This window comes from Roseateles sp. P5_E8, from assembly GCF_054177665.1.
The window spans coordinates 78,199-104,073 of record NZ_JBGCUM010000011.1 but is presented as its reverse complement, the minus strand read 5'-3'; the positions used below and the strand labels follow the sequence as shown (position 1 = coordinate 104,073).

Sequence of the window (25,875 nt, the reverse complement as noted above, 5' to 3'; positions counted from 1 at the left end):
ACAATTCCGCCATGCCCTTGTTTCGTCTACTTTTCCGCTGCGCCGTCTTGATCCTCGGCGCCGTCATCGGCCTCGGCCTCTTCCTGTTTGCGGTCGTGGCCTTCGTGGTCTTCCTGCTCGTCAGTCTGCTGACCGGCCGCAAGCCCATTGTGCAGTTCCGCATGAACCAGAACCCCTGGGCGCCGCGGCGGCCACAGGCGCCTGCGGCGCGCGATGTCGTCGACATCGAGGCTCGTGAGGTCAAGGACCCGGTGCCCTTACCCCTGCAGCCACCCCTGCAGCCGCCCCAGCGCTGACCGGCGGCGCTGTCAGCTCCACCGTCCCGTACCAGGTCCTGGCCGACGCGCGGCTGTTGTCGCTGTCGGTCATGACGGCCATGGACATCAGTGCCCCCGGCTCCTCGCCGAAGGCCAGCCGGAAGTCGGCGGCCAGGTCGCGCCGGTGGTCGCGCCAGCGGCGCAGCTCGCCCGGGCCGGAGTCGACGACGATCTTGCGGATGCGGTCGCTGCGCGGGTTGACGACGACCGTGCCGATGGGCAGCTTGCTGTCCCACACATACATCAACGTGGCGTAGGGCGGCAGCTCGCCGGTCAGCGCCTGGGCGAGCTCGAACTTCATGCGCGTGCGCAGCGGCAGTTTGTCGGTGTCGCCCCCGAAGCCGAAGATGACGCGCGCCACGGCGTCCTCGCGGTCGATGTCGGCGACGCTGGCATTGGGCATCAGGGCCTGCACCCACCACGAGAAGCTGACCTCGCCGATCTGCGCCAGCGACGGTTGCAGGCGCTTGCGCCAGATGCTGGCCGAGCGGTCGGACGCGGCCTCCAGCGCCGGGCGGCCATCCTTCTCGGTCCAGTTGTAGCGGGTGGCGGTCTTGCCGGGCAAGTGCAGTGCCTGCCAGCCTTCAGAGGCAGGCGGCGGAGCAACGGGGGCAGAGGCGCAGCCGGCCAGCAGCGCGGCGGCGCAAAGCGTCAGGAGAGCGGGCTTCACCAGGTCTTGCGTTGGAGTTCTTCGAGGATCTCGCCATATATGCGGTATCGGCCCGCACTGATCAAGCCCGCATCGACCGCCGCCCGCACGCCGCAGTCGGGTTCGTGAATATGTGAACAGTTGGCGAAGCGGCAGTTGGCGTGCTCGCGCAGGTCAGGCATCCAGCGCCACAGCTCGGCGGCGTTGATCTGGCGCAGGCCGAACTCCTGGAAGCCGGGCGAGTCGATGAGTGCCGTCGTGCGCGTCTCGTCGGTCCAGTACCACTGTGTCGTCGTCGTCGTGTGGCGGCCCGAGTTGAGCGCTTGCGAGATCTCGCCGATCTGGGCCTTCGCATCTTTCACAAGCAGGTTGATCAGCGTGCTCTTGCCCGTGCCGCTGGGGCCGAGCACGAAGGTGCGCTGGTCCTTCAGCCACGGGTCCAGCGTGGCGCGCGAACCCTCGGGGTCGGCCTTGAGCGCGACCTCGAACATCTTCAGCCCCATCGCGTGATAAGGCGCCAGGCGTTCGCGGGCTGAATCGGTGCCGGGCAGGTCGGTCTTGTTCAACGCGATGGCCATGCGGATGCCGGCCGACTCGGCGGCAATCAGCGAGCGCGTCAGCTGCGATTCGCTGAACACCGGCTCGACGGCGACGAGCACGAGGAGCTGGTCCAGGTTGGCCGCGAAGCTCTTGGTCTTCCACTCGTCCTGGCGGAACAGCAGGTTGCGCCGCGGCTCGACGGCCTCGATGACGCCTTCGTCACCGGAGTCGGCAAAGCGCACCTGGTCGCCCACGACCGCCTCGCTCTTCTTGCCGCGCGGGTGGCAGACGAAGCGCTTGCCGTCGGCGTCCTCGACGATGTAGTGGCGGCCGTGGCCGCGCACGACAAGTCCCAGGTCCAGTGCCTGGAATTTGCTCATGTACCGGTCGCTTCGGGCAACGCGCTCACTTGTGCCGCACAGATGGCGTCGTTCAGCGTCAAGCCGCCGCGCGAATGGGTTGTCCAGCTGATGGTGCAGGCGTCGTAGCTGACGAGCATCTCGGGGTGATGGTCCTGCGCATGAGCGATCTCGGCGACCCCGTCGACGAAGGCCATCACCTGGTAGAAGTTCGCGAAGCCGAAGCGCCGGCCGATCAGCTTGGCCTCTGGGTCGGGCAGCCAGCCGGGCAGGGCGGCCAGCACGCGCGTGCGCGTGTCGGCGTCCAGTAGCGGCGCTTTGGGGTCACATTGGGCAAGCAGCAGATCGTTCATGAGGCGAGGGCTGCAAGACGTTCGGCAGCGGGTGGGTGGGAGTAATAGAAGCGGGCGTAGACCGGGTCCGGCGTCAGCGTGCCGGCGTTGTCCTCGTGCAGTTTGAGCAGCGCGGATGACAGGTCGGCACCGCTGGCTTGCGCGCGGGCATAGGCGTCGGCCTGGAACTCGTCGCGGCGCGAGAAGTGGCTGGCCAGCGGCGTGACGAAGAAGCCAAACACCGGGCCGGCGAGCAGGAAGAGCATCAGCGCCAGCGCATCGTTCGGCGCGCTTAAGTTGGGCTGCACACCCAGGCCCAGGTAGAAGGCCGGCTGCTGCGCCAGCCAGCCCAGCAGCGCAAAGCCGGCCAGGCTCATCGCGAAGGCCAGCGCGATGCGCTTGGTGATGTGCTTGTGCTTGAAGTGGCCCAGCTCGTGCGCCAGCACGGCCTCCACCTCGCCGCCGTTGAGCTTGGCTAACAGCGTGTCGAAGAAGACGACGCGCTTGGCAGGGCCGAAGCCGCTGAAATAGGCATTGCCGTGGGCCGAGCGCTTGCTGCCGTCCATGACGAACAGGCCCTTGGCGGCAAAGCCGCAGCGCGCCATCAGCTGTTCGACGCGCGCCTTCAGCGCCACGTCGGTCAGCGGCTCGAACTTGTTGAACAGCGGCGCAATGACGGTCGGGTAGAGCACCATGACGAGCAGCTGGAAGCCCATCCACACGGCCCAGGCCCACAGCCACCAGCGCGGCCCGGCCGTGCCCATCAGCCACAGGATGAGCGCGAGGATGGGCAGGCCCAGCAGCACGCCCACGGCCAGGCCCTTGAGCATGTCGGCAATGTAGAGGCCCAGCGTCATGCGGTTGAAGCCGAAAGCCTGCTCGATCCTGAAGGTGGACCACAGCTCCCAGGGCAGGTCCAGCAGTGAGCCGATCAGCGCGAAGGCCGCGACCAGGCCGAGTTGGTAGCCCATCGCCTGCCAGCCTTCAGGCAGTGCGCGGCTGGCTTGCAGTACCCAGCCGTTCAGCGCGTCCAGTCCGCCCAGCAGCGTCCAGCCCAGCAGCACGGCGGCGTTGAACGCCAGGGCCAGCAGGCCGAAGCGGGAGCGGGCGATGGTGTAGTCGGCCGCCTTCTGGTGGGCGGCGAGCGTCACGCTGCCGGCAAACGCCGCCGGCACCTGGCCGCGGTGGGCGGCCACATGGCGGATTTGGCGTGAGGACAGCCAGAACTTGACGAGCAGGGAAGCCGCGAGCGCGACCGCGAACGCGAGTGACAACAGCGTGGGAGACATAGCTCGCGAGTTTAGGCTGCGAGAATTCTGCCTCCCCAGAGTGAGCCCACCATGTCCGACACCCTTGCCCTCAGCGAAAACAACCTGATCTGGATCGACCTCGAGATGACGGGGCTGTATCCCGACACCGACCGCATCATCGAGATCGCCGTCGTCGTCACCGATGCCAATCTGGAGAACCGCGTCCAGGGCCCTGTGTTCGCCGTCCACCAGAGCGACGCGACGCTGGACGCGATGGACGCCTGGAACAAGGGCACGCACGGCCGCAGCGGCCTCATCGACCGCGTGAAGGCTTCCACCGTCTCCGAAGCCGATGCCGCCACTCAGACCATCGCTTTCCTGAAGCAATACGTGCCCAAGGGCAAGAGCCCGATGTGCGGCAACAGCATCTGCCAGGACCGGCGCTTCCTCGCCAACTACATGCCGGAGCTGGAGAGCTTCTTCCACTACCGCAACCTGGACGTGTCGACGCTGAAGGAGCTGGCCAAGCGCTGGAAGCCGTCGGCGCTGGAGGGCTTCAAGAAGGCCCAGGCGCACACGGCGCTGGCCGACATCCAGGAGTCCATCGAGGAGCTGGTGCACTACCGCACCCACTTCCTGAACCTGGCCTGATCCCTTCAGCGCGCGTGCTGCACGCCGCCTTCGACTTCCCCCGCCATCCGCTGGCTCGCGAGGATGGCGAGCGGCTGCGCGGTGCCTGGCGCACGCCACCGGCGCGCTGGCTGCGTGCGGCGCGGCTGGACGAAGTGTGCGGCGTCATCGCCGAGGCGGAGGCCGCCGCGCGAGCCGGCGCGTGGGTTCTGGGCGGCTTGCGTTACGAAGCGGCTGCGGCGTTCGACAAGGTGCTGGCGACCCACGCGGCCACCGCGCCGCTGGCCGAGTTCGCCGTCTACGACACGGCACCAGAGCCTTGGGCCGAGGAGGCCGCTGCGCACACCGGTTTCCTCGGCTGGAACGACGCCGAGCCCGACGCGACCACTGCCATCGAGCGCATCCGCGACTACATCCGCGCCGGCGACTGCTACCAAGTCAACCTGACGACGCGGCTGCGCGCGGCGGCCGGCGCGCTCGACCCCGAGCAACTCTTCCTCGCGCTGCACGCCAGCCAGCCGGGCGGCTTCAGCCTGTTCCTGCGCGAGGCCGGCGCGGCCAGCGTGTCGCCCGAGCTGTTCTTCGACTGGCGCCCCGTGCCCGGCGCCAAGGCGAGCTGGCTGCTGGCCGCCCAGCCGATGAAGGGCACCGCGCCGCGCGGCCGTGACCGCGTTGACGACGAGGCCGCACAGCAGCACCTGCGCACCAGCGAGAAGGAGCGCGCCGAGAACCTGATGATCGTGGACCTGCTGCGCAACGACCTGAGCCGCGTCGCGCAGCTGGGCACCGTGCGCGTGCCGCGCCTGTTCGAGCTGCACGCGCTGCCGACGGTCTGGCAGATGACGTCCACCGTCACGGCGGTCAGCCGAGCCGGGTTGACGCTGGCGGATGCGTTCGCGGCGCTGTTCCCCTGCGGCTCGGTGACCGGCGCGCCCAAGGTGCGGGCGATGCAGGTCATCCGCGAGCTGGAGCCCTCGGCGCGCGGCTGGTACTGCGGCGCGCTGGGGTTGATCCAGCCGGGCGGTGTCGCGACCTTCAACGTGCCCATACGCACCGTCGAGTTCGGCGATGACCAACTCACCTGCGGCATCGGCAGCGCCATCACGCTGGACAGCGAGCCCGCCGCCGAGATCGCTGAGTGGCGGGCCAAGTCGCGTTTCCTCGCGCGCGCCGAGGCGCCCGTCGAGGCGCTTGAGACGCTGCGGCTGGAGGACGGTGTAGCCCAGCGTGGGGATGCGCATCTGGCCCGCATGCAGCGCACGGCACGCCACTTCGGACTGCGCTTCTCGCTGGCCGAGGCGCGCGCTCACCTGAAGGCCGTGGCCGCGACCCACCTGCAAGGCAGTTGGCGCCTGCGCCTGACCTGCGACGCCGAAGGCCGCCTCGCCCACACGCTGGCCGCCTTCACGCCCACGGCCGAATCCGTGCGCCTGGCGCTGGCCGACAGCCCCGTCTCGACGCTCGGCCCCCGCGCCGAGTTCCTCGCCCACAAGACGACCCGCCGCGAGCTGTATGCCTTCGCCAAGCCGGCCGAGGCCTTCGACGTGATCCTGTGGAATGAGGCCGGCGAGCTGACCGAGTGCAGCTTCGGCAACCTCGCCCTGCAACTCGACGGCCAATGGCTGACGCCGCCGCTGGCCGCCGGCCTGCTGCCGGGTGTGCTGCGCGCCGAACTGCTGGCGCAAGGGCGCATCAAGGAGTCCCGCCTGACCCGCGATGACCTGGCCCGCGCTTCAGGATTGGCATTTTTCAACAGCCTGCGCGGCTGGCTCACTGCGGCACTTATTCAAAGTGCTTGAGTAAAAACCCTGAGCTGTGCTACAGTCGCGGCTTCGCCTGGAGGCAAACTCCAGGTGTTCCACGTCTCCTCTGACCTCGTTCGATCAGCGCATTCAAGCCGGCATCGAACTCCGAACACGGATCGGTCGGCGGCGATGAAGCCGTCGCTTTGACTGACTGTTCCCCCGCGCCGCACCCGGGTTGCTGTAACAAGCCCGAGCCGCACGACGCGAGCTGATCTATCTCCCAGCGACTTGATGATGATTCCGAAGGGCACCTACTGCCCCTCGGCGCTGCGCTTTTGCCTGCGCGGCGTGAATGACCACGAAAGAACGAGATGAGTTTCGATACCCTGGGCCTGAACGAAGTTGTGCTGAAGGCCGTGAAAGATTCCGGCTACGAGAACGCCACCGACGTGCAGACGCTCGCCATCCCCGCTGCCATCGCCAACAAGGACCTGATGGTCTCGGCGCGCACCGGCTCGGGCAAGACCGCTGCCTTCATCCTGCCGGCGCTGGAGAAGATCCTGGCCGCGCGTGCCGACGACAGCAAGAAGCGCGAAAAGGGCAAGATCTACGGCCCCAAGATCCTGGTGCTGGCCCCCACCCGTGAGCTGGCCATGCAGGTCGCCAAGGCCGCACAGACCTACGGCCGCTTCATCCCCGGCCTGAAGGTTGCGACGGTGCTGGGCGGCATGCCCTACCCGCTGCAGATCCGCCAGCTGATGGGCCCCCTGGACATCCTGATCGCCACGCCTGGCCGCCTGATCGACCACATCAACTCCGGCAAGTGCGTGCTGGGCAATGTCGAGATGCTGGTGCTGGACGAAGCCGACCGCATGCTGGACATGGGCTTCATCGACGACATCACGATGATCGCCGGCAACACCCCGCCCGAGCGCCAGACGGTGATGTTCAGCGCCACGTTCGCCGGCCACGTCGGCCGCCTGGCGCAGAACCTGCTGAAGGATCCGCAGCGCATCGAGGTCGCCAACCACACCGACACGCACGAGAACATCGAGCAGCGCCTGCACTGGGCCGACAACCCCCACCACAAGGACCAGCTGCTGGAATCCATCCTGGCCCTGCCGGAGATGGAGCAGGCCGTCGTCTTCACCAGCACCCAGCGTGACGCCGACTGGCTGGCCGAGCGCCTGGCCGAAATCGGCCACTCGGTCGCCCCGCTGCACGGCGCCATGCCCCAAGGCAAGCGCAACCGCGTGCTGCAAGCCCTGCGCAACAAGCAGGTGCGCGTGCTGGTGGCCACCGACGTTGCCGCCCGCGGCATCGACGTGCCGACCATCAGCCACGTCATCAACTACGGCCTGCCGATGAAGGCCGAGGACTATGTCCACCGCATCGGCCGCACCGGACGTGCCGGCCGCCAGGGTCTGGCGATCACGCTGGGCCTGCGTGACGACGTGTCCATGATCCGCCGCATCCAGCAGTTCACGACGCAGACGATTCCCGTGCAGCAGATCGCTGGCCTGGAACCCAAGACGCAAGAGCCGCGCATCTTCCCGCCGCGCCCGGCTGGCTCCTTCGACGACCGTGGCCCGCGCGGCCATTTCGGTGGCGGCGGTGGCCGTCCCGGCTTCGGCAACAAGCCTTTCCGTCGTGAAGATGGCCCTCGTGGCAACTTCAACGCCGGTGGCGGCCGCCCGCCTTTCAGTGGCGAGCCGCGCCGCGAGGGCTTTGCTCCGCGCGACGACCGTGGCTTCCAGCCCCAGGGCGACAACCGTGGCTTTGCACCCCGTGCCGAGCAAGGCTTCCAGCCGCGTGACGAGCGCAGCTTCGCACCGCGCCAGGACGACCGTGGCTTCCAGCCCCGCGACGACCGTGGTTTCGCGCCGCGTGGTGACCGTCCGTTCACACCCGGTGGCAAGCCTTCCTTCGGCGGCCCCAAGCCTGGCTTCGGCGGCCCGCGCAAGGGCGGCTTCGGCCGTTAAGTCGAGAGACTGAAAACGAAAAGCGGGCCTCGGCCCGCTTTTTTTATTTCAGGTACGGCTCCAGCCAGCGTATCTGCGGTTTGTCCTTGGCCGCAGCGCCCGGCTCGAGCGACRGGAAGTAGTCGCCCCAGGTCGGGCCGCCCGCCCACCACAGCCAGCCGGCCCAGACGTCGGCGTTGGCCTGCAGATGCTTGAGCGCGCCGTTCACGGCCTGCTCGCAGACGGCATTGGCGCCGCCGCCCAGCTCGCCCAGGATGGCGCGCTTCTTGTTTGCCTTCAGCCAGGCGGTGAAGCGCTGCAGCCGCTCGACGCCGATCTCGGGGCTGACGCATTCGGCGCTGGTGCCCGAACCGTCCTTGTCGAAGTACTGGTGCACCTCAAACACCATGTTGTCCAGCGGGTCGCGCACCTTGCCCATGACCTCGGCGTTGGGTGTGCCGTACCACTTGCTCTCGAACCAGCTCCAGGCACCCGTGTAGCCGTTGCCGGGCAGGGTGATGAGGTTGGTCGCGCCCGTCGCCCGGATCGCGTCGACGGCGGCTTGCGCGGCCTGGCCCCAGGTTTCGGTGGGCATGTTGCGCGGCTCGTTGACCAGGCCGAACTGCACCTTGGGATTGGCCTTGAACTGCAGGGCCAGGCGGCGCCAGAAGTCGGCGAAGGCGGCGAAGGGCACCTCGGGCTTGCCGACGTGCACCTCCTTGTAGGCGGCGTAGTTGTGCGGGTCCAGCAGCACGTAGAGGCCCCGTGCGGTCGTGCCGTCGACGAACTCGCGCAGGCGGGCCAGCTCGGCTGCGTCGAGCTCACCGCTCAGCGTGGGCTGCAGGCGTTCCCAGCGGAAGCCGATGCGCATGACGTTCATGCCCTTGGCCTGGTAGTAGGCCGTGCTGGCCACGCTCGGGTAGACGTAGTCCTTGCCGTAGACGCCGGGGAAGGGCAGCTTCTCGCCCCATTCGGCGCTGGACAGGCTGATGCCGCGCCATTCCAGCGGGGCGGCTTGGGCGACCGCAGCGGCGGCGAGCAGGGCGGTGCAGATCAGCGTTTTTTTCATGCGGGTTCCTTGGCGGGCGGCTGCACGCCGAGGGCGGCGAGCACGTCCTGGCAGGCGCCCATGGTGTGGTAATCGGTTTTGCCGGCGGGGCTTTTCTCGTCGGTGAGCTTGGCGTTGTCGGGCTTCAGGATGCGGTACCAGGCGCCGTGCTCGTGGTCGACGAAGTGCTGCCAGGCATAGGCCCAGATCCGGTCGTACCACTGCCAGTAGGTCTCGTCGTTAGAGCGCACGGCCAGCCATGCGGCGGCGGCGAGGCTTTCGGCCTGCACCCAGAAATACTTGTCGCCGTCGCAGACTTCGCCGCCGGGGGCGAAGCCGTAGACGAGGCCGCCGTTGACCTCGTCCCAACCATGCTTCATGGCGGTGTCGAAGAAGCGGCGGGCGGTCGGGTAGAGCCAGTCTGGCGCGGCGTCACTGAGGCGGCGCTCCAGCATCAGCAGCAACTTGGCCCACTCGGTGAGGTGGCCAGTCTGGAAGCCCCAGGGCCGGAAGATGTTGGTCTTGTCGTCGCGGTTGTAGTCCCAGTCGGGCGTCCAGTCGGTCTTGTAGTGTTCCCAGACCAGGCCGTCGGCCAAGGCGGCTTGACGTTGCGCGATGGAGGTGGCCAGCGTCAACGCACGGTCGAGGTAGCGTGCCTCGCTGGTAGCAGCGTGGGCGGCCAGCATGGCTTCGCAGGCGTGCATGTTGGCGTTCTGGCCGCGGTAGCTGCCGACCTGCCAATCGGGCGTTGCCTCATCGGCGTAGAGCCCGTGAGACGGCTCCCAGAAGCGCTGCTCCATCAGCTCGAAGGTGGCGCTAATGCCTTCGCGTGCGCCGGGCACTCCGGCCTCGGCCGCGTGCGAGTTGGCCAGCAGCACGAAGGCCAGGCCGTAGCAGTGGTTGGTGCCATCGGTGACGCTGGCGCGGCCGTCCTGCCAGTCCAGCACCCAGGCGTAGCCGCCCTGGGGTTGAGCGTGGGCTTGGTTGACGAAGGCCAATGCGTGGGCCACGTCGTCCACAGGCCCGCCGAACCAGCGCCAGGCCAGCGCATGGTTGAAGACGAAGCGTGTGCTGCTCACCAGGTGGCGGGTGCGGCGGTCGTAGACCGTGCCGTCGTCCTTGAAGAACTGGAAACAGCCACCGGTTGGATCCTTCACGCGCGGCGCGTAGAAGGCCAGCGTGTGGCGCATGTGGGCCCACAGCGCCTCGGGCTTGCGTAGATCGGGGATGTTCACTTCAGCACCTCGGTTTTCAGGAAGCGGGTCAGCTCGTCAGCCATCTGCGCGTGGACGTCGATGCGCGGATGGGCCCAGGCGAAGGCCTGGAAGCGGTAGGACCAGACCTTGCGGTCGCCTTCGCTTTGCAGCGTCTGCACGGCCTGCTGCACGGCGCGCGGGATGGCCGGTTGCTCCTGCGGCGCCGACATACCGCCCATCAGCAGCACGATCTTGGCGTTGGGGTAGCGGCCGCGCAGCTGGCGCACGAAGGCCAGGTAGCGCGGACCGAAGTCGGCGGCTATGGCCTGTCCCTTGGAGGCCGGGAAGCCGTGGTCGTTCTGGCCGAGATTCAGAAGCACGACATCCGGTGCGCGCGGGTCGGGTGGGGCGACTGCGGCGTCCTTGCGCGGGGCATCGCGATCCCAGATCTGCGGCATCAGCAGGTCGTGCCAGGTGGCCGTGATGCCGATGCCGCTGATGGCGATGCCGACGTAGTCCGCGCCCAGGCGCTCGGCCGTCACCGCGCCATAGGCCCGCGTGCCGTCGTGGGGGTAGAGGTCTTCGTACTGGTCGTCGGCAACGTCGCCGTTGCAGGCGCCGGCGGTGATGGAGTCGCCGTAGAACTCCAGCTTCAGCGGGCGGGCCGGCGGCGGGTCCAGCAGCTTGCCGCCGTCGGCCAGGCGCAGGCCGTGCAAGGACACCTCGGCCATCGAGCCCTCGGTGCGCTTGATGAGGCGCAGCGCATGTTCACCGTCGGCCAGCGGCTCGCGCAGCCGCCAGATGGTCCAGCCGTTGCCCGGCACGGCCAGCGGACGCACCTTGCCGTCGATCTCGACGCTGAAGTGGCTGGTGCCCCAGTGCGTGGACGAGAACTCCAGGCTTAGCTCGCGGCCGGTAAAGCGGGCGCGCAGTTCGCTGCCGCTCCAGGCCAGCAGCTTGGACGAGGGCAGCGGGCCCGGGCCGATGCGGCCGACCCAGCGCAGCTTGGGGTCGTTGGCGGGGATGAGGCCCATGCGGTTCGTCGGCGCCTCGCGCACGAAGTCGCTGGCGCGCAGCGCGGGCGGCAGGATGCCGGCGGACATCACGGCCAGGAAGCTCGCCGGGTGGCCACTGCCTTCCCATTCGTCGCGCCGCACGCGCACCAGCAGCAGGTGGGCAGTGGGTTCGAGGTCGCGGCCGACCACCTTGTAGTGCCAGCCGAGATAGCCCTTGCGGTCGGGCACATGGCCTTGCAGCGTGACCCAGGGGCCGTCGTCCACACGGGCTTCGAGGTTGCGATAGTGCTCGCTCTCGGCATGGAAGACGGCGATCTCGCTGCCGTAGACGAGGAAGCGGGCCTCGGCGTCGTCGGCCTTGCTGACCCAGCCGGGCAGCTGGCCGGTCCACTCCGGGTGCACCTCGCCGCCGCGCTCGAAGTTGCGCGACTGATAGGGCTTGAGCGTGTCGCCCATCAGCAGCCGCGTGAACTCGTGGGCACGGCCGAACAGCGGCTCGGGCAGGAGCCTGGCGGCGGCGGCTGCGCGGTTGGCGCGCAGCGTCTCGGCCAGCGCCTGGGCAATGCGCTGGTGGCCGGTCGCATTGGGATGCACGGGCTCGTCGTAGAGCGCCGCCCAGCGGTCTTGCCCGGCATCCACGCGGGCCTGCATCCAGCGGCCGAAGTCCAGTGCGGCCAAGCCGTAGTGCGCGGCCAGCTTCAACTGAATATCGGTCGCGTCGCGCGGCTGGTTGCCCTGCTGCGTCAGCCCCAGCACGACGACGGCGGGCGGCTTCTTTGCACCCAGCAGCTTGCGCAGGATGGCCTCGTAGCTGCTGCCGCGCACGGCGGGGTCCAGCCATTGGTCGTTGACGCCGAACTCGACGATGACGAGGTCAGGCTGTGCATCCAGCACCTGGCTTTGCAGCCGCTGCACGCCGGCGGCCGAGTCCGTGCCGCTGACGCCGGCATTGACCAACTTGACCTTGGGGCCCAGCGACCGGGCCAGCAGCGCAGCCCAGCCCTTCTCGCGCGGGGGCTGGGCGGCATAGCCGGTGGTGATGGAGCCGCCGAGGGTGGCGAGGGTGATGGGCTCGCCGGCCTCCAGCCGCTGCATGACGGCGGTCAATCGTGCATCTGCATGGCTCACGGCCGGGAGCGTCAAAGACAAAGCCAACGCAAATCCTTTCAACCAGTTCATATCAACCTTTGGTAGCGCCCGCTTGCAGCCCGGCAACGAACTGCTTTTGAAAAATCAGGAAGAGCACGACGGCCGGCAGCGACGCGAGCAGCGAGCCCGCCATCAGCACGGCGGCCGACTGCGGGTTGAAGCTCAGGTCGCCGGCCATCTTGCCGAGTTGCAGCGGCAGGGTCAGCGTGGCCGCGTCGTTGACGACCAGCAGCGGCCACAGGAAGTTGTTCCATTCGCCCACCGCCACGGGGATGGCGATGGCGGCGAGCGCCGGCCGCAGCATGGGCAGCACCACGCTCCACCAGATGCGCAGCGTGCCGGCGCCGTCCAGCGTGGCGGCGTTCACCAGCTCATCGGGCACGCTGAGCATGGCCTGGCGGAAGTAGAAGACGACAAAGGCCTTGGCAAGCCCCGGCACCAGCAGCGCGGCGTAGCTGTTGATCCAGCCCAGCTGTGCCACCGTCACGAAGTTGGGGACGATGGTGACCTCCCAGGGCAGCATCATCGACACCAGCAACGCGCGGAACAGCCAGCGGCTGCCCGGGAAGGGCCGCTTGGTCAGCACGAAGGCGACCAGCGACGCGGCCAGCAGGCTGACGACCGTGACGACGATGGTGACAGCCAAGCTGTTGGCATAAAAGCGCAGGAAACCGTGGCCTTCCACGCTGACCTGCAGCATGCCGGCCAGCTTGTCGGGGTCGGCCGTGGTGCCGGCCCAGTCGGGGTTGAAGAAGTTGCGCGCGGTCGCGCTTGCGGGCCACAGCGTGGGCGGCTGACGCAGCAGTTCGGCCACGCTCTTGAACGCACCCATGGCCATCCAGTAATAGGGCAGCAGCATGGCGGGCACCAGCAGCCACAGCGGCGCCTTGAGCAGGGCTGACCATTTCATCGCTGGCCCTCCCTGCCGATCAACTTGAGGTTCAGCCACGTCAGGCCGAAGAGCAGCACGGTCAGCACCCAGGCGGCCGCCGAGGCCAGGCCCAGGTCGAGATGGCGAAAGCCCCGGTCAAACAGATAGGTCACCAGCATCAGCGCCGAGTCCAGCGGGCCGCCGAGCGTCTCGACCGCGCCGTAGAGCAGATAGGGCTCGTAGAAGACCTGGAAGCTGGCGATCATGCCGGTCACGCTGACGTAGACCAGCGTGGGCCGCAGGTTGGGCAGCGTGATGTGCAGCAGCTGTTGCCAGCGCGAGGCGCCGTCCAGCCGCGCGGCCTGGTAGAGGTCTTCGGGAATGGCGCGCAGCCCGGCCACGAAGATGACCAGGTTGTAGCCCAGCACCGACCAGACGCCGACGAGCACCAGCACCGGCAGCGTCCACGCCGGGTCGCCCAGGAAGCGCGCCGGCTCCAGGCCGAAGGCGGCGCGGATGCTGTTGAACAGACCGTAGGCCTCGGAGTTGGCCAGCCATTTCCAGGCCGAGATGGCACCCACGCCGCCGGCCACGGCGGGCAGGAAGAAGGCGACGCGCACCCACTGGTGCAGGCGCGAGTTGCTGCCGAAGTTCAGCGCCAGCACCAGGCCCAGCACCACGGCGATGACGGACACCGAGGCCATGTAGGCGGCGGTGTTGGCCAGCGCCGTCCAGAAGCGCTCGTCGGCGAAGAGTTCGGCGTAGTTGCGCAGGCCGATGAAGACGGGGTCATCGGTGGCGTGGTAATCCGTGAAGCTCAGCCAGGCCGAGCGCAGCACGGGCCAGACGCCGAACAGCGCGAACAGGGCGAAGAAAGGCGCGACGAGGAGCATGTCGCGCCCATGGCGGCGCCAGATCATTGAGTGGCCTCCAAAGCGCGGTTCATGACGGCGGCGGCGCGGCTCAGCTCGGTCTGCGGGTCGCCACCGGCCAGCACCACGCGCTGCACGGCGCGGGTGACGATGTAGTCCTGGCGTATCCAGGCCGGGCAGGGCGGTGGGCCTTCGGCGTCGGCGAGCTGGACGAGCAGCGCGTCGCGGTGGGGCAGGGGCAGGGCGGCGATCTGGTCCTGCCGGCCCGAGGGCAGCCACATGCCACCGTGCTGAAGCGCGGCCTCGGCCATGCGGCGCGTGACGTCGGGCTGGTAGACGGTGCGCATGTAGTCCAGCGCCAGTTCGCGGTTGGGCGAGAAGCGCATGATGGCCAGCACGGTGCCGCCCAGCACCGCGGTGCGCTTGCCCGTCGGCCCGGTGGGCAGCGGCGCGGCGGCCCACTTGCCCACCAGGCCCTTGTGGACCATGTCCATGCGCGACAGCAGCCAGGTGCCCGACTGCATCAGCCCATAGGCGCCGCTCTCCAGGCCGCCGTCGGCATCGGGCCAGCCGTCGGTGGGGGCTTGCAGCTCGCGGTAGAGGCGGGCGTAGTAGGTCAGTGCGCGCACGGCCTCGGGGCTGTCGATGAGGGCCTTGGTGCAGCTCGCGTCATAGACAGCGCCGCCGGCCTGGCGCAGATAAGGGTAGAAGCCCAGCCAGCTCGTGTTGCCCCACTGCTGCGCAAAGCCGTGACCATGGGCGCGCAGCTTATTGGCGGCGGTGATGAAGCTGGCCCAGTCTCCAGGCGCCTCGTTAATTAGGTCGCTGCGGTAGTACTGCAGCTGGACATGCATGTCGAAGGGCGCGCCGAACAGCCGACCGTCGGCGCTGCGGATGGCACGCAGCGCGCCGGGGTTGGCATGCTGTTCAAGCTGGCGCGCCAGGTCGGGTGCAGCCGCGTTCAAGTCGACGAGGGCGCCCTTGGCCCCCAGCGCGACGGCATAGGAGGCACTGCCGGTGATGAGGTCGGGCCCGCGCCGACTGGCCAGGGCTGCGGAGTACTTGGTCATCGCGTCGGCCCAGGGCACGTCGCGCACCTCGACGGCCACGCCGGGATGACGGGCGCGGTAGGCCGCGACGGCGGGCTGCATGACCTGCGGCGTCTTGTCGTCACCGACCATCCAGATGACCAGGCGCGCGGCTTCGGCCAGTGGCGCTGCGGCGAGGAACCCGAGCGCCAGCACGGCTCGGGCGAACTGGGCTTTCATGGCAGGCGCAAAAGCGTGGCCGTTAGGGTCACGTTGTCTCGTTATTGTTTACTAAACGACGGAGATTATGGGCGCAAGTTTGTGGCCTGCGTCGGCTGTCTCCTCCGTAAAACATCGGGACTATCCCCGAGTGCGGTCTCAAAAATAGAGAAACAGAATGCGCAACAAAACAATGTTTAGCTTTGCCATCCCGGCGGAGCAGGAGACGAGCCGCAGCCACTCTGGCGCGGCGCATGGGCTGACCGGCTTGACCGGCCGGCCGTCGTCTTCCGCTGCAGGCCGGCTGCGTGACTTGACGACTGACACGACGTGACATCCCAACGATTGATTGACCTGCATGAAGGCTGGCTGCTGGCCGAAGCCCCCGTGGGCATGGACGGCCTGGACGCCGCCGCATTCACAGCGTTGCCAGCCGATGCCTGGCTGCCCGCCACAGTGCCCGGCACGGCGCATGGCGCGCTGCTCGCGGCAGGGCGCATCCCCGACCCCTTCTACGGCCGCAACGAGCTGGACGTGCGCTGGGTGGCGGAGCGCCGCTGGGTCTGGCGCCTGGCGTTCGAGGTGGGTGAGCTTGCGGCGCGGGAAGAGCTGGTCTTCGAGGGCCTGGACACCTATTGCACCGTCTGGCTGAACGGCGAGCGGCTGCTGCAGTCCGACAACATGTTCGTGCCGCAGCGGGTGGACGTGCGCTCGCGCCTGAAGCCGGGCCGCAACGAGTTGCTGCTGTGTTTCGAGCCGGCACTGGCCGAGGCCCGCAAGGTCGAGGCGGTGCATGGCAAGCGTGCGCTCTGGAACGGCGACAGCGCCCGCCTGCATGCCCGCAAGGCGCAGTACCACTTCGGCTGGGACTGGGGCCCGGAGCTGGTCACCTGTGGCCCGTGGCGGCCGGTGCGCCGGGACAGCGGCTCGGCGCGCATTGCCGACCTGCATTGCCGCAGCGAGATCGATGCCGTGCGCCGCACGGCGACGCTGCAGGTCGCGGCGCAGCTGCAAGGCGCCGGCACGCGCTGCAGCTTTGAACTGCTGGACCCGCAAGGCCGTTGCGTGGCCTCGCGCGCTGTGCCGGCGGCCAAGGCCGTGGGCGCGACGCTGTCGGTCACCGACGCCCAGCTCTGGTGGCCGCTTGGCCTGGGTGCGCAGCCGCTCTACACGCTGGTCGCCCGGCTGCAGGACGACAACGGCCAGGTGCTGGCCGAGGACAGCCGCCGCATCGGCCTGCGCCACCTGCGCCTGGTGCAAGCGCCCGTCGAGGGCGAGGCGGGCCTGAGCTTCCATTTCGAGGTCAACGGCCACGACGTCTTTGCCGGCGGCGCGAACTGGATTCCCGACGACAACCTGCTCGAGCGCATAACGCCGGCGCGCTACCGCGAACGCGTGGCGCAGGCCGCCGCGGCCAACATGAACATGCTGCGCGTCTGGGGCGGCGGCATCTACGAGCACGAGGCCTTCTACGAGGCCTGCGACGAGTTGGGCATCCTGGTCTGGCAGGACTTTTTATTCGCCTGTGGCATCTACCCGGCCAACGCCGAGTTCCAGGCCAGCGTGCGCGCCGAGGCCGAGGCGGCAGTGAAGCGGCTGCGCCACCACGCCTGCATGGCGCTCTGGTGCGGCAACAACGAGGACTACATGATTGCCGAGTCCCAGGGCTTGGCCGGCCCCGGCATCCCGGCGGAGCGCTTCGAGGCGCGAGTCATTTACGAGCAGCTGCTGCCCGAGGTCTGCGCGGCGCTGGACCCGGACCGCGCCTACTGGCCCGGCAGCCCCTTCACGCCAGGCGCTGACGTGAAGTCATCTGACGTGACCGTGGGCGACCGCCACAGCTGGGAGGTATGGCATCAGCAGATGCTGCCCTACCAGAACTACGGCGAGGTGCAGGCCCGTTTCGTCAGCGAGTTCGGCATGCAGTCCAACCCGTCGCTGGCCTTGTTTGAGTCGGTGCTGCCCGAGGAAGAGCGCTTCCCCGAGAGTCGCACCGTGCAGTGGCACAACAAGGCGGGCTCGGCGAGCGGGCCGGATGGCCACCGCCGCCTGGCCGTCTACCTGGCCGACAACCTGCGCGTCGGCCCGACGCTGGCCGAGCATGTCTACGCCACGCAGTTCGTGCAGGCCGAGGCCATGCGCGTGGCTTATCAAGACTTCCGCCGCCGCTGGCAGAAGCCCGGCGCGCGTGCCGTCAGCGGCGCGCTGGTCTGGCAGCTCAACGACTGCTGGCCCGTGACGAGCTGGGCGCTGATCGACTCGTCGGGCACCGTCAAGCCGGCCTGGCACGCGGTGCGCCGCGCGTTGGCGCCGCTGGCCGTGGCCGTGAGGCTCGAGGCCGGCCAGGCACGGCTGGCCGTCATGAACGGCAGCCTGGAAGGCCGGGCGCTGGCGCTGCAATTGCGCGTCTTCGCAATGGACGGCCGCGAACTGGCCAGCGCCCGCGTTGCCCACGACGTGCCGGCCGTGTCCTGCATTGAGGCCACGCAGCCGCTGCCGAGCTTTGCCGAGCCCGTTGTCGCCGAGCTGTGCGCCTTGGATGGCGACGGCTTGGAGCTGGCCCGCGACTGCGCCTGGACCGAGCCCTTCAAGTTCTACAACCTCGGCGGCGCCCGCATCAGCATCGCCGCCGACGGCCAGGCTTTGCTGCTGAGCAGCGACAGGCCGGTGAAGGGTTTGTGGCTCGCCGGCAACGGCTTGGCGCTGGCGGACAACTTCATCGATCTCGTTCCTGGTGCGCCGCGCCGAATTAGGTCCGAGATAGCGCTACCAATGTCGATTTATGCCGCTTCGGTCGATCATGCGAGCCACCAGATCGCATTGTTTGATAGGGGAGGCGCAACGCAGGCGGAATGAGTGAATCCCCTGTCCCTGATTGTCCCGATGCCGTTGTGCAGGGCAGTTGTTAACGTTACCAAATCGCCGCAGTTGCACCAGCAGCTGAGGCACAGGCCCCTTGGGGCCGAATGTTTCCCACCAAAGAGGAGCAAACGAGGATGAGACATTTCAAGCAAACCACGCTGTCGCTAGCGGCGGCCCAGGCCTTGATGGTCATGGCCATGCCAGCGATGGCTCAGACTGCGGCGCCCCCGGCGTCCGCAGCTTCCGCGTCGGGCTCGGGCTCGCAGCAACTGGAGACTGTGGTCGTCTCCGGGCGACGGGCCGCATTGGCCAACGCGCAGAAGATCAAACAGGACTCCGACGAAATCGTCGACTCGGTCGTTGCCGAGGAAATCGGCAAACTGCCGGATCGCTCTGTATCCGAGGTGTTGCAACGCATCGTCGGTGCCACGATGTCCCGGGTCTCGGCCTCCAACGACCCGGTGCACTTCTCGGTCGAAGGCTCCGGCGTCAACATTCGCGGCCTGACCTACGTCAGCTCGACGTTGAACGGTCGCGAGACGTTCAGTGCCAATCAAGGCCGGACTCTTGGTTTTGAAGACGTGCCGCCGGAACTGATGGCCGGTGTGGACGTTTACAAGAACCCGTCCGCCGCTCAGATCGAAGGCGCCATCGGCGGCCTGGTGAATCTGCGCACGGCCATGCCGTTCGACTTCCCCGGCTTCAAGGGTGCTGTCTCGCTCGACATCACCCGCGGCAGCCTGGCCGCCAAGACCAAGCCCAGCTTCTCGGGCCTGCTTTCCAACACATGGAACACGCCGGTGGGCAAGGTTGGCCTGCTGATYGACGCGACGCATTCGCTTGGCGCCAGCCGTACTGACGGCTTGGTGCTGGACCCCTTCTACAAGGCCACGCCGACCAGCACGACCTGGATCCCGAAGGCCATGTCCTGGAAGCAGCAGTTCTACAACCGCACGCGTGACGGCCTCTACGGCGCGGCGCAGTGGAAGAAGGACAACATTGAGTCCTCGCTGACCTTCTTCCGCTCCAAGTACAAGTTCGACTGGAACGAATACAACGTCAGCGCACAGAACGACCCCTACAACGTGGTGGTGTTGGACGGCAGCTATGACGCCAACGGCGTGATGACCAAGGGTGTGCTGACCGGCAAGAAGGACGCAAACGGGAACTACACCGGTCTCGAGGTCGAGAACCAGACCCGCTTCTCGAAGCGTGAGTCCCAGACCGACGAGTGGGCCTGGAAGATTGCAGGCAAGGTCACCGATCAACTGACCTTGACCTCGGACTTCCAGTACGTCAAATCCAGGACGTCGAATTTCGATTCGACGGTGGGTACCGGCGTTCAACTGCCCAAGCAGACCGTGGACCTCACAGGTTCCATGCCGCGGCTGGTCTTCGACCAGGCCGACATGGCGATCATGAATGACCCGTCCAAGTACTACTGGGCCATGATGATGGACCACCTGGACAAGGGCAAGGGCACTCAGAAGGCATGGAAGGGTGATGCCCGCTGGACCTTCAGCGACAACTCCATCCTCCAGGACCTGACTGTCGGCGTCCGTCTCGCCAAGCGCGATGCCGAGACCGTCAACAGCAATCCCAACTACAACTGGGCGACCATCACCCACGCATGGCAGGTGGGCTGGAACATCGGCGATCTCGCCTATATCAACAAGTCTGATCTGCCGACGTTCAAGAACACCTACAACGGTTTCATGAACGGCAAGGTCCAGCCTCCGAACCTGTACTTCCCCGCGGCGTCGGTGGCCTTTGGCTGGCCCGACAGCTACAACAAGCTGCACCAGCTCTACCTGAACGAGTGCGCGAGGTTCGCGGCCACGGCCGGCTGGGACGGCGCAGGCTGCGCTCAGCAAGCCAGCAGCATCCAGGGCGGTGGCGCCTGGAATGTTGCGACCTTCGGTACCGACCCGGCCGGTCGCAACACGCAGTCTGAAACCACGACGGCCGGCTACGGGCAACTGCGGTTCTCCTTCGAGGATCATGGCCTTCCGCTCGACGGCAACGTCGGTTTGCGGGTGGTCAAGACCAAGAATGATGCGGATGGCTACACCATCCTCAGGACGCAAGCCGCGGCGCCCGGTGCCACCGGCTTGCCCGTGCCCAATCTGACGCCGTACTCGAAGCAGGAGATCTACTCCCAGAGCTTCACGGACTACCTGCCCAGCCTGAACCTGAAGTACAAGGCCACCGACGCGCTGCAGTTCCGCCTGGCTGTGTCGCGTGCCCTGGCGCGCCCGCAGTTCAACCAGATGCAGGGTTACATCCAGATGACCCAAGGCCTCGAGGTGGAAACGCAAAACCCTCAGACCGTGCCGCCCACGCCGCCTAACGTAAAGAAGGTCAACCTGAGCGGCTCGGCCAACGGCAACCCATATCTGAAGCCGATCGAATCCACCCAGGAGGACCTGACGGCCGAGTGGTACTTCTCGAAGAACGGCTCCCTGACGACGGCGGTCTTCAACAAGAACCTGAAGAACATCATCGTCAACCAGGCCTTCAACCGCACGATCAAGGACAACGACGGCAAGCCCGTGACCTTCGTGCTCAACGGCCCGGTCAATGGAGCCAAGGGTTATGCGCGTGGCGTGGAGCTGGCCTATCAGCAGTACTTCGACGGGCTCCCGGGCCTGTTGCAAGGCCTGGGTCTGCAGGCGAACTACACGTTCGTGGACAGCAAGGTCAAGCGCTACAACTCGGTGTTCACGGGCTTCTGCTCTCCGGGCGCAGGCCAGGAGAACTTCAACCTGTACATCAACGGTTGCGACACCGATGGCCGTTCCTTTGGAGACATGCCGCTCGACAACCTGTCGCGCAACACCTTCAACATCGCGCTGCTGTACGACCGTGGCCCGGTCTCTGCCCGCCTTGCCTACAACTGGCGCGGCAAATACCTCTACGGCGTGGCGTTGAACTCCGACAACACCGGCCCGAACCAGACCAACGCGATGGACACCAATCCGGGGAGTGCGACCTATGGTCAGCACAACCTGCCGGTTGGTCTGCCGCTGTGGGCTGATGGTTACGGTCAGCTGGATGCCGGCATTCACCTGAAGATCGGTAGCGACATGTCCATCGGCCTGGAAGCCAGCAACCTGCTGAACAAGAACTACAAGCAGATCATGCAGCAGCACATCGGCATGATCGGCCACAACTACTTCACGTCAGGTCGGGTCTACAAGATCAACGCGCAGTACAACTTCTGAGTTCAGAGCCAGGCAAGGCCGCTCTGTCGGCCTTGCCGGCCTTGTCGGCTCCATGAAGAAAGGGCACCGCTTGCGGTGCCCTTTTGCTTTTCTGAGCCCAGATCGGCTACATCTTGGCGGCCTGGCAGTAGTGGCGGATGAACTCCGCATGCTCGGGCATCACGGCCACGCATTGCGCAATGGTGTCGGACACGCCCTTGAGGTAGCCCACCGTTTCTTCCACGCCCTGCAGCTCGGCCAGGGCCAGCCAGCCTTTAGGGCGCAGGTTCTGGCCCTCCATGACCTCGAACCAGCTCGGCTCGCGGAACAGGTCGGTTTCGACGAAGACCAGCCGCCCGCTGGCGGCATAGAGGTCCATGCGCCAACGCAGGCCGTCGGGGATGGCCATGTTGGCGCATGCCTGCCAGAAGCCGCCGTCCGCCCGCTGGTTCAGGTGGTAATGCAGCACGATGAAATCGCGCACGGACTCGTAGCGCTCGCGGCTCTGGCGGTTGTACTCGGCGATCTCCTGCGCGTCGAAGCCGCTGTGCGGGAAGGCCTCGATGAGCTTGGCAACGCCCATCTGGATGAGATGCAGCGCCGTCGATTCCAGCGGTTCGACGAAGCCCGCCGACATGCCGATGGCCACGACGTTGCGGTTCCAGGCCTGCTGGCGCATGCCGGTGCGGAACTTGATCAGCCGTGGGTCGGCCAGCGGCTTGCCGTCGAGGTTGGCAAGCAAGGTCCCGGCGGCCTCGTCGTCGCTGACGTGCTGGCTCGAATAGACATGGCCGTTGCCGACGCGGTGCTGCAGCGGGATGCGCCATTGCCAGCCGGCCCGGTGCGCGGTCGCGCAGGTGTAGGGCAGCAGCGGGGCCGTGCTTTCGCTGGGCACTGCCACCGCTCGGTCGCAGGGCAGCCAGTGGCTCCAGTCCTCGAAGCCGGTGTTCAGCGTCTTCTCGATCAGCAGGCTGGCAAAGCCAGAGCAGTCGAGGAAGAGGTCGCCTTCGACCAGTTCGCCGCTTTGCAGCTGCACGGCGCGCACATGGCCGGCGGTCGGCCCGGGTTCTTCGTTGAGCAGCACGCGCACGACCTTGCCCTCGGTGCGGCGCACGCCGCGCTGCTCGCTCAGGGTGCGCAGGTGCTTGGCGTACAGCGAGGCGTCGAAGTGGTAGGCATAGCGCACCTCCGCCAGCGGCGAGTTCTGCATCTCCGGTCGCGGCAGCATGAAGCGGTTGGCCTTGGCGGCCATGCTGGAGATGACGTAGGCGTCGATCGGCTGCGCACGTCCCAGGGCGCGCAGGCGCAGCCAGTACTGGGTGAAGTCCACCGGCCACAGCGGCTCCTTGCCGACCCGGCCGAAGCCGTGGAAATAGCGGTCGCCCTGGCGGCCCCAGTTGACGAACTCGATGCCGAGCTTGAAGGTGCCCTGGGTGGCCTTGAGGAACGTGGCCTCGTCGATCTTGGCCAGGCCGTTGAACATCTGGATCAGCGGGATCGTCGCCTCGCCGACGCCGATGATGCCGATCTCGTCGGACTCGACCAGGCGGATCTCGTAGGGCGGCTTCAGCACGGCACTCAAGGCCGCCGCCGACATCCAGCCCGCGGCGCCGCCGCCCACGATCACGACCTTTTGCAGCGGCTTTGCGCGGTTCTGCATCCAATGTCCCCGTTTATCTGTTGCGAGCGAGTCTAGGGACGCGCGCGCTTGTTCGGCATGGTCGCTATCCCGCAGCGCCGCCGAGCCGTGCACGCAGGAAACTGTCATGGTCGGGCATGCGGGCCGCCAGCGCCGCGATGGCCTGGTGGCGCTCGGCCAGATAGCGGGCCGCCAGCTCGGCCGGCATCTCGTCCGGCCAGGGGCTGCGCCGCCGTGGCCAGTCGCCCATGCCGGCGTGGATGGCCAGCCAGCTCGACGTGTCGAAGGCCTCGTTGTCGTAGGCATGCAGGGTGCCGGTCTCGCGCCAGGCGTGCAGCTTGTAGGCCAGAGATTCGGGCAGTTCCATGCTCGTCAGCGTGCGCCAGAACTCGCTGTCGCGACGCTCGCTCAAGGTGTAGTGCAGGATGATGAAGTCGCGGATGCGCTGGTACTGGCGCAACTGCTGCACGTTGAAGCCGACCGCAGCCTGCGCGTGGTCAGCTTCGCCGAGCAGCGGGATGAGCCGGCCCAGTGCGTTGTGCACCATGAAGATGGCGGTGGACTCCAGAGGCTCCAGGAAGCCCGCGGCCAGGCCGATGGCGACGACGTTCTTCACCCAGAAGCGCTCGCGGTGGCCGGTGCGAAAGCGCAGCAGACGCGGCTCGGCCAGCATGGGCGCATCGAGCTGGGCCAGCAGCTGTTCGCGGGCGCGGCCCTCGTCGATATGGCGGCTGCTGAACACATGGCCGTTGCCGGTCCGGTCCTGCAGCGGGATGCGCCAGGCCCAGCCGGCCTCCAGCGCCGTCGAGCGCGTGAAGGGCGTCAGCTCGGCCGAAGCCCGTGCCGTGGGCACGGCCCAGGCGCGGTCGACCGGCAGCCAGTGGCCGTAGTCGACGAAGCGCTGCTCCAGCGTCTCGCCGATCAGCAGGGAGGCGAGGCCCGAACAATCGATGAAGAGATCGCCCTCGACCTCGCGCCCGTCGGCCAGGCGCAGTGCCCGCACGCGGCCGTCCTCGTGGCGGTCTACGCCGACGACGCGGCCCTCCGTGCGTCGGGCGCCGCGGCTTTCGGCCAGGCGGCGCAGGAACGTGGCGTAGAGCGTTGCGTCGAAGTGGTAGGCGTAGGTGTAGCGCGAGGCCAGGCCTTGATCGCCGTCTGCAGGGCGGCAGAAGCGACCCTGGCTGGCCATGACGGTGGGCAGGCAGAACTCGCCCAGCGGCGTGCCGGGGCCGGCCTGCAGGCGCTTGAGCTGGCCCCACAGCGCCATGGGGCCGTCGAGCTGGCCGAAGTCACCGAAGGTGTGGAAGTAGTGCTCGCCGCGCTGCTTCCAGTCGCAGAACTGGATGCCGAGCTTGTAGCTGCCGCGCGTGGCTGCGAGGAAGTCGGCTTCGTCAATGCCGAGGATGTCGTTGAACTGGCGGATCGACGGGAATGTGGCCTCGCCGACGCCGATGGTGCCGATCTCCTCGGACTCGACCAGCTCGACACGGGCACCACGCAGGCCGGTGACAAGGGCGGCAGCCGACATCCAGCCGGCCGAGCCCCCGCCGAGGATGACGATGCGTGGTGGCTGGTTCATCCGCCTATTGTCGGGTTCTCAGGTGGCCGAGGCCCGCTCGGCGAGGAAGTCCGCGTAAGCCAGCGCGCTGCGCTTGAGCGTGCGCTTCTGCGTCTCGAAGTCCACATGCACGAGGCCGAAGCGGCGCTCGTAGCCGAAGGCCCACTCGAAGTTGTCCATCAGCGACCACACAAAGTAGCCGCGCATGTCGACGCCGTTCGCCATGGCCCGCGAGCAGGCCGCGAAATGGCTCTTCAGATAGGCCTGGCGCTGCTGGTCGTTGACATCGTCGCCTTCGACCGTGTCGTGGCTCGACATGCCGTTCTCGGTGATGTAGAGCGGCGGCAGGTTGGGGTAGTCGCGCTTGAAGGCTTCGAGCAGGTCCTGCATGCCCTGCGGGTAGACCTCCCAGTCCATCGTCGTGCGCTCGACGCCCTCGTGGCGCACCCAGTCGATGGTGTCGGGGCCCTTGGAGGCGAGCACGGCGCGGCTGTAGAAGTTGATGCCAAGGTAGTCGATGGGGCGCTTGATGATGTCCATGTCGCCGTCCAGCACCAGCGGCTCGCAGCCCTTCCACAGCCGCCACAGGTCGGCCGGGTATTCGCCCTTGAGCAGCGGGTCCAGCGCCCAGCGGTTCTGAAAGGTCTCGAACAGCGATGCGGCGTCGCGGTCCTCGGCCGTGTCCTTGTCGGCATAGCCCGGCGCGCAGTTGACGACGATGCCGTGCAGGGCCTGCGGCGCGTTGGCGCGCAGGATGGGCAGGGCCAGGCCGTGGCCCAGCAGCAGGTGATGCATGGCCTGGGCGGCCCAGCGGTTGCTCTTGAGACCCGGCGCGTGGTGGCCGTCGCCATAGCCGAGATAGGCCGAGCACCAGGGCTCGTTGTGCGTCGTCCAGGCTGCCACATCGCCGTGGCCGGCGAGCTCGCGGCTCATCAGGTCGGCGTACTCGGCAAAGCGGTAGGCCGTCTCGCGGTTCAGCCAGCCGCCCTTGTCTTCCAGATGCTGGGGCAGGTCCCAGTGGTAGAGGGTGACGAAGGCCTTGATGCCGCGCTGGCCCAGGCCATCGAGCAGGCGCTTGTAGAAATCGATGCCCTTGGCGTTGGGCTTGCCGGCCTCGTCCATGACGCGCGGCCAGGCGATGGAGAAGCGGTAGGCGTCGACACCCAGGCGCTTCAGGATGTCCAGGTCTTCGTCCAGACGGTTGTAGTGGTCGCAGGCCACGTCGCCGTTCTCGCCGCGCAGCACCTTGCCGGGCGTGTTGCAGAAGCGGTCCCAGATGGATTCGAGCCGGCCGTCGGCGTGGGCCGCGCCTTCGATCTGATAGGACGAGGTGCCGGCGCCGAAGATGAAGCCGGGGCGCCGCATCAGCGAGTCCGCCGGCGGGGCGATGAGGTCGGCGAACGAGGCGAGGGCGGGCTGGGTCAGGTCCAT

General features: G+C 67.5%; 19 protein-coding genes. 6 read left to right on the top strand and 13 right to left on the bottom strand.

What is annotated here, in order from left to right; all coding sequences use genetic code 11:
* The first annotated feature begins 11 nt into the window (after positions 1–11).
* Positions 12–296 (top strand): hypothetical protein, encoded by a 285-nt coding sequence (locus tag ACXRVZ_RS09320; protein WP_457424854.1) that lies wholly within the window; start codon positions 12–14, stop codon positions 294–296.
* Here the strand turns inward: ACXRVZ_RS09320 and ACXRVZ_RS09315 are convergent.
* The 4 genes from ACXRVZ_RS09315 to ACXRVZ_RS09300 are packed head-to-tail and all read right to left on the bottom strand — an operon-like array spanning position 241 to position 3,486.
* Positions 241–987 (bottom strand): DUF3047 domain-containing protein, encoded by a 747-nt coding sequence (locus tag ACXRVZ_RS09315; RefSeq protein WP_457424852.1) that lies wholly within the window; start codon positions 985–987, stop codon positions 241–243. The genes ACXRVZ_RS09320 and ACXRVZ_RS09315 overlap by 56 nt on opposite strands.
* Positions 984–1,886, bottom strand: a complete 903-nt coding sequence (gene rsgA, locus ACXRVZ_RS09310) for a ribosome small subunit-dependent GTPase A (protein ID WP_457424850.1) — start codon at positions 1,884–1,886, stop codon at positions 984–986. Before rsgA ends, ACXRVZ_RS09315 begins: the two co-directional genes overlap by 4 nt.
* Positions 1,883–2,218 (bottom strand): 4a-hydroxytetrahydrobiopterin dehydratase, encoded by a 336-nt coding sequence (locus ACXRVZ_RS09305; protein ID WP_457424848.1) that lies wholly within the window; start codon positions 2,216–2,218, stop codon positions 1,883–1,885. Before ACXRVZ_RS09305 ends, rsgA begins: the two co-directional genes overlap by 4 nt.
* Positions 2,215–3,486, bottom strand: coding sequence for a M48 family metallopeptidase (locus tag ACXRVZ_RS09300; protein ID WP_457424846.1), 1,272 nt, complete (start codon positions 3,484–3,486; stop codon positions 2,215–2,217). Before ACXRVZ_RS09300 ends, ACXRVZ_RS09305 begins: the two co-directional genes overlap by 4 nt.
* Positions 3,487–3,537: 51 nt before the next feature.
* On the opposite strand from ACXRVZ_RS09300, the gene orn reads away from it, so the two are divergent.
* The 3 genes from orn (at position 3,538) to ACXRVZ_RS09285 (ending at position 7,804) form a co-directional block, all read left to right on the top strand.
* Positions 3,538–4,098, top strand: coding sequence for an oligoribonuclease (orn, locus tag ACXRVZ_RS09295; RefSeq protein WP_457424844.1), 561 nt, complete (start codon positions 3,538–3,540; stop codon positions 4,096–4,098).
* Positions 4,099–4,112: 14 nt separating this feature from the next.
* On the top strand, positions 4,113–5,876 hold the full coding sequence (locus ACXRVZ_RS09290) for a chorismate-binding protein (protein WP_457424842.1): 1,764 nt from the start codon (positions 4,113–4,115) through the stop codon (positions 5,874–5,876).
* A gap of 317 nt (positions 5,877–6,193) precedes the next feature.
* Positions 6,194–7,804: a DEAD/DEAH box helicase gene (locus ACXRVZ_RS09285; RefSeq protein ID WP_458232328.1), complete on the top strand. Its 1,611-nt coding sequence runs from the start codon at positions 6,194–6,196 to the stop codon at positions 7,802–7,804.
* A gap of 43 nt (positions 7,805–7,847) precedes the next feature.
* Here the strand turns inward: ACXRVZ_RS09285 and ACXRVZ_RS09280 are convergent, their stop codons facing one another.
* Genes ACXRVZ_RS09280 through ACXRVZ_RS09255 form a run of 6 tightly spaced genes read right to left on the bottom strand, consistent with a single transcriptional unit; the run spans position 7,848 to position 15,203 of the window.
* On the bottom strand, positions 7,848–8,852 hold the full coding sequence (locus ACXRVZ_RS09280) for a glycoside hydrolase family 5 protein (protein ID WP_458232327.1): 1,005 nt from the start codon (positions 8,850–8,852) through the stop codon (positions 7,848–7,850).
* Positions 8,849–10,021 carry an AGE family epimerase/isomerase gene (locus ACXRVZ_RS09275; RefSeq protein WP_457424927.1) on the bottom strand — a complete coding sequence of 391 codons (1,173 nt, stop codon included), beginning with the start codon at positions 10,019–10,021 and terminating at the stop codon, positions 8,849–8,851. Before ACXRVZ_RS09275 ends, ACXRVZ_RS09280 begins: the two co-directional genes overlap by 4 nt.
* Positions 10,022–10,062: 41 nt before the next feature.
* A complete protein-coding gene (locus ACXRVZ_RS09270; protein WP_458232326.1) occupies positions 10,063–12,171 on the bottom strand; it encodes a GDSL-type esterase/lipase family protein in 2,109 nt (702 codons plus the stop codon).
* A 52-nt stretch (positions 12,172–12,223) separates the two neighbouring features.
* Entirely contained in the window at positions 12,224–13,102 is an 879-nt protein-coding gene (locus ACXRVZ_RS09265; protein ID WP_457424835.1) for a carbohydrate ABC transporter permease, read from the bottom strand.
* Positions 13,099–13,983: a carbohydrate ABC transporter permease gene (locus tag ACXRVZ_RS09260; protein WP_458232325.1), complete on the bottom strand. Its 885-nt coding sequence runs from the start codon at positions 13,981–13,983 to the stop codon at positions 13,099–13,101. Before ACXRVZ_RS09260 ends, ACXRVZ_RS09265 begins: the two co-directional genes overlap by 4 nt.
* Complete coding sequence (locus ACXRVZ_RS09255; RefSeq protein WP_457426599.1) at positions 13,980–15,203, bottom strand: extracellular solute-binding protein; 1,224 nt, start codon at positions 15,201–15,203, stop codon at positions 13,980–13,982. Before ACXRVZ_RS09255 ends, ACXRVZ_RS09260 begins: the two co-directional genes overlap by 4 nt.
* Before the next feature lie 309 nt (positions 15,204–15,512).
* Between ACXRVZ_RS09255 and ACXRVZ_RS09250 the strand changes: the two genes are divergently transcribed.
* Positions 15,513–18,038: a glycosyl hydrolase 2 galactose-binding domain-containing protein gene (locus tag ACXRVZ_RS09250; RefSeq protein WP_458232324.1), complete on the top strand. Its 2,526-nt coding sequence runs from the start codon at positions 15,513–15,515 to the stop codon at positions 18,036–18,038.
* A 140-nt stretch (positions 18,039–18,178) separates the two neighbouring features.
* Complete coding sequence (locus ACXRVZ_RS09245; RefSeq protein WP_457426603.1) at positions 18,179–21,268, top strand: TonB-dependent receptor; 3,090 nt, start codon at positions 18,179–18,181, stop codon at positions 21,266–21,268.
* A gap of 106 nt (positions 21,269–21,374) precedes the next feature.
* Here the strand turns inward: ACXRVZ_RS09245 and ACXRVZ_RS09240 are convergent, their stop codons facing one another.
* From ACXRVZ_RS09240 to ACXRVZ_RS09230, 3 genes are all read right to left on the bottom strand, one after another.
* Positions 21,375–22,907, bottom strand: a complete 1,533-nt coding sequence (locus ACXRVZ_RS09240) for a tryptophan halogenase family protein (protein WP_457426605.1) — start codon at positions 22,905–22,907, stop codon at positions 21,375–21,377.
* A gap of 64 nt (positions 22,908–22,971) precedes the next feature.
* Entirely contained in the window at positions 22,972–24,465 is a 1,494-nt protein-coding gene (locus tag ACXRVZ_RS09235; RefSeq protein ID WP_457426607.1) for a tryptophan halogenase family protein, read from the bottom strand.
* A gap of 18 nt (positions 24,466–24,483) precedes the next feature.
* Positions 24,484–25,875, bottom strand: a complete 1,392-nt coding sequence (locus tag ACXRVZ_RS09230; RefSeq protein ID WP_457426609.1) for a GH1 family beta-glucosidase — start codon at positions 25,873–25,875, stop codon at positions 24,484–24,486.

What these genes read in the sequence shown, in the direction of transcription:
- ACXRVZ_RS09320 (WP_457424854.1), top strand. Translation starts at nt 12, where the DNA reads ATGCCCTTGTTTCGTCTACTTTTCCGCTGCGCCGTCTTGATCCTCGGC.
- rsgA (WP_457424850.1), bottom strand. Translation starts at nt 1,886, where the DNA reads ATGAGCAAATTCCAGGCACTGGACCTGGGACTTGTCGTGCGCGGCCAC.
- ACXRVZ_RS09305 (WP_457424848.1), bottom strand. Translation starts at nt 2,218, where the DNA reads ATGAACGATCTGCTGCTTGCCCAATGTGACCCCAAAGCGCCGCTACTG.
- ACXRVZ_RS09300 (WP_457424846.1), bottom strand. Translation starts at nt 3,486, where the DNA reads ATGTCTCCCACGCTGTTGTCACTCGCGTTCGCGGTCGCGCTCGCGGCT.
- orn (WP_457424844.1), top strand. Translation starts at nt 3,538, where the DNA reads ATGTCCGACACCCTTGCCCTCAGCGAAAACAACCTGATCTGGATCGAC.
- ACXRVZ_RS09285 (WP_458232328.1), top strand. Translation starts at nt 6,194, where the DNA reads ATGAGTTTCGATACCCTGGGCCTGAACGAAGTTGTGCTGAAGGCCGTG.
- ACXRVZ_RS09275 (WP_457424927.1), bottom strand. Translation starts at nt 10,021, where the DNA reads ATGCGCCACACGCTGGCCTTCTACGCGCCGCGCGTGAAGGATCCAACC.
- ACXRVZ_RS09265 (WP_457424835.1), bottom strand. Translation starts at nt 13,102, where the DNA reads ATGAAATGGTCAGCCCTGCTCAAGGCGCCGCTGTGGCTGCTGGTGCCC.
- ACXRVZ_RS09260 (WP_458232325.1), bottom strand. Translation starts at nt 13,983, where the DNA reads ATGATCTGGCGCCGCCATGGGCGCGACATGCTCCTCGTCGCGCCTTTC.
- ACXRVZ_RS09255 (WP_457426599.1), bottom strand. Translation starts at nt 15,203, where the DNA reads ATGAAAGCCCAGTTCGCCCGAGCCGTGCTGGCGCTCGGGTTCCTCGCC.
- ACXRVZ_RS09240 (WP_457426605.1), bottom strand. Translation starts at nt 22,907, where the DNA reads ATGCAGAACCGCGCAAAGCCGCTGCAAAAGGTCGTGATCGTGGGCGGC.
- ACXRVZ_RS09235 (WP_457426607.1), bottom strand. Translation starts at nt 24,465, where the DNA reads ATGAACCAGCCACCACGCATCGTCATCCTCGGCGGGGGCTCGGCCGGC.
- ACXRVZ_RS09230 (WP_457426609.1), bottom strand. Translation starts at nt 25,875, where the DNA reads ATGGACCTGACCCAGCCCGCCCTCGCCTCGTTCGCCGACCTCATCGCC.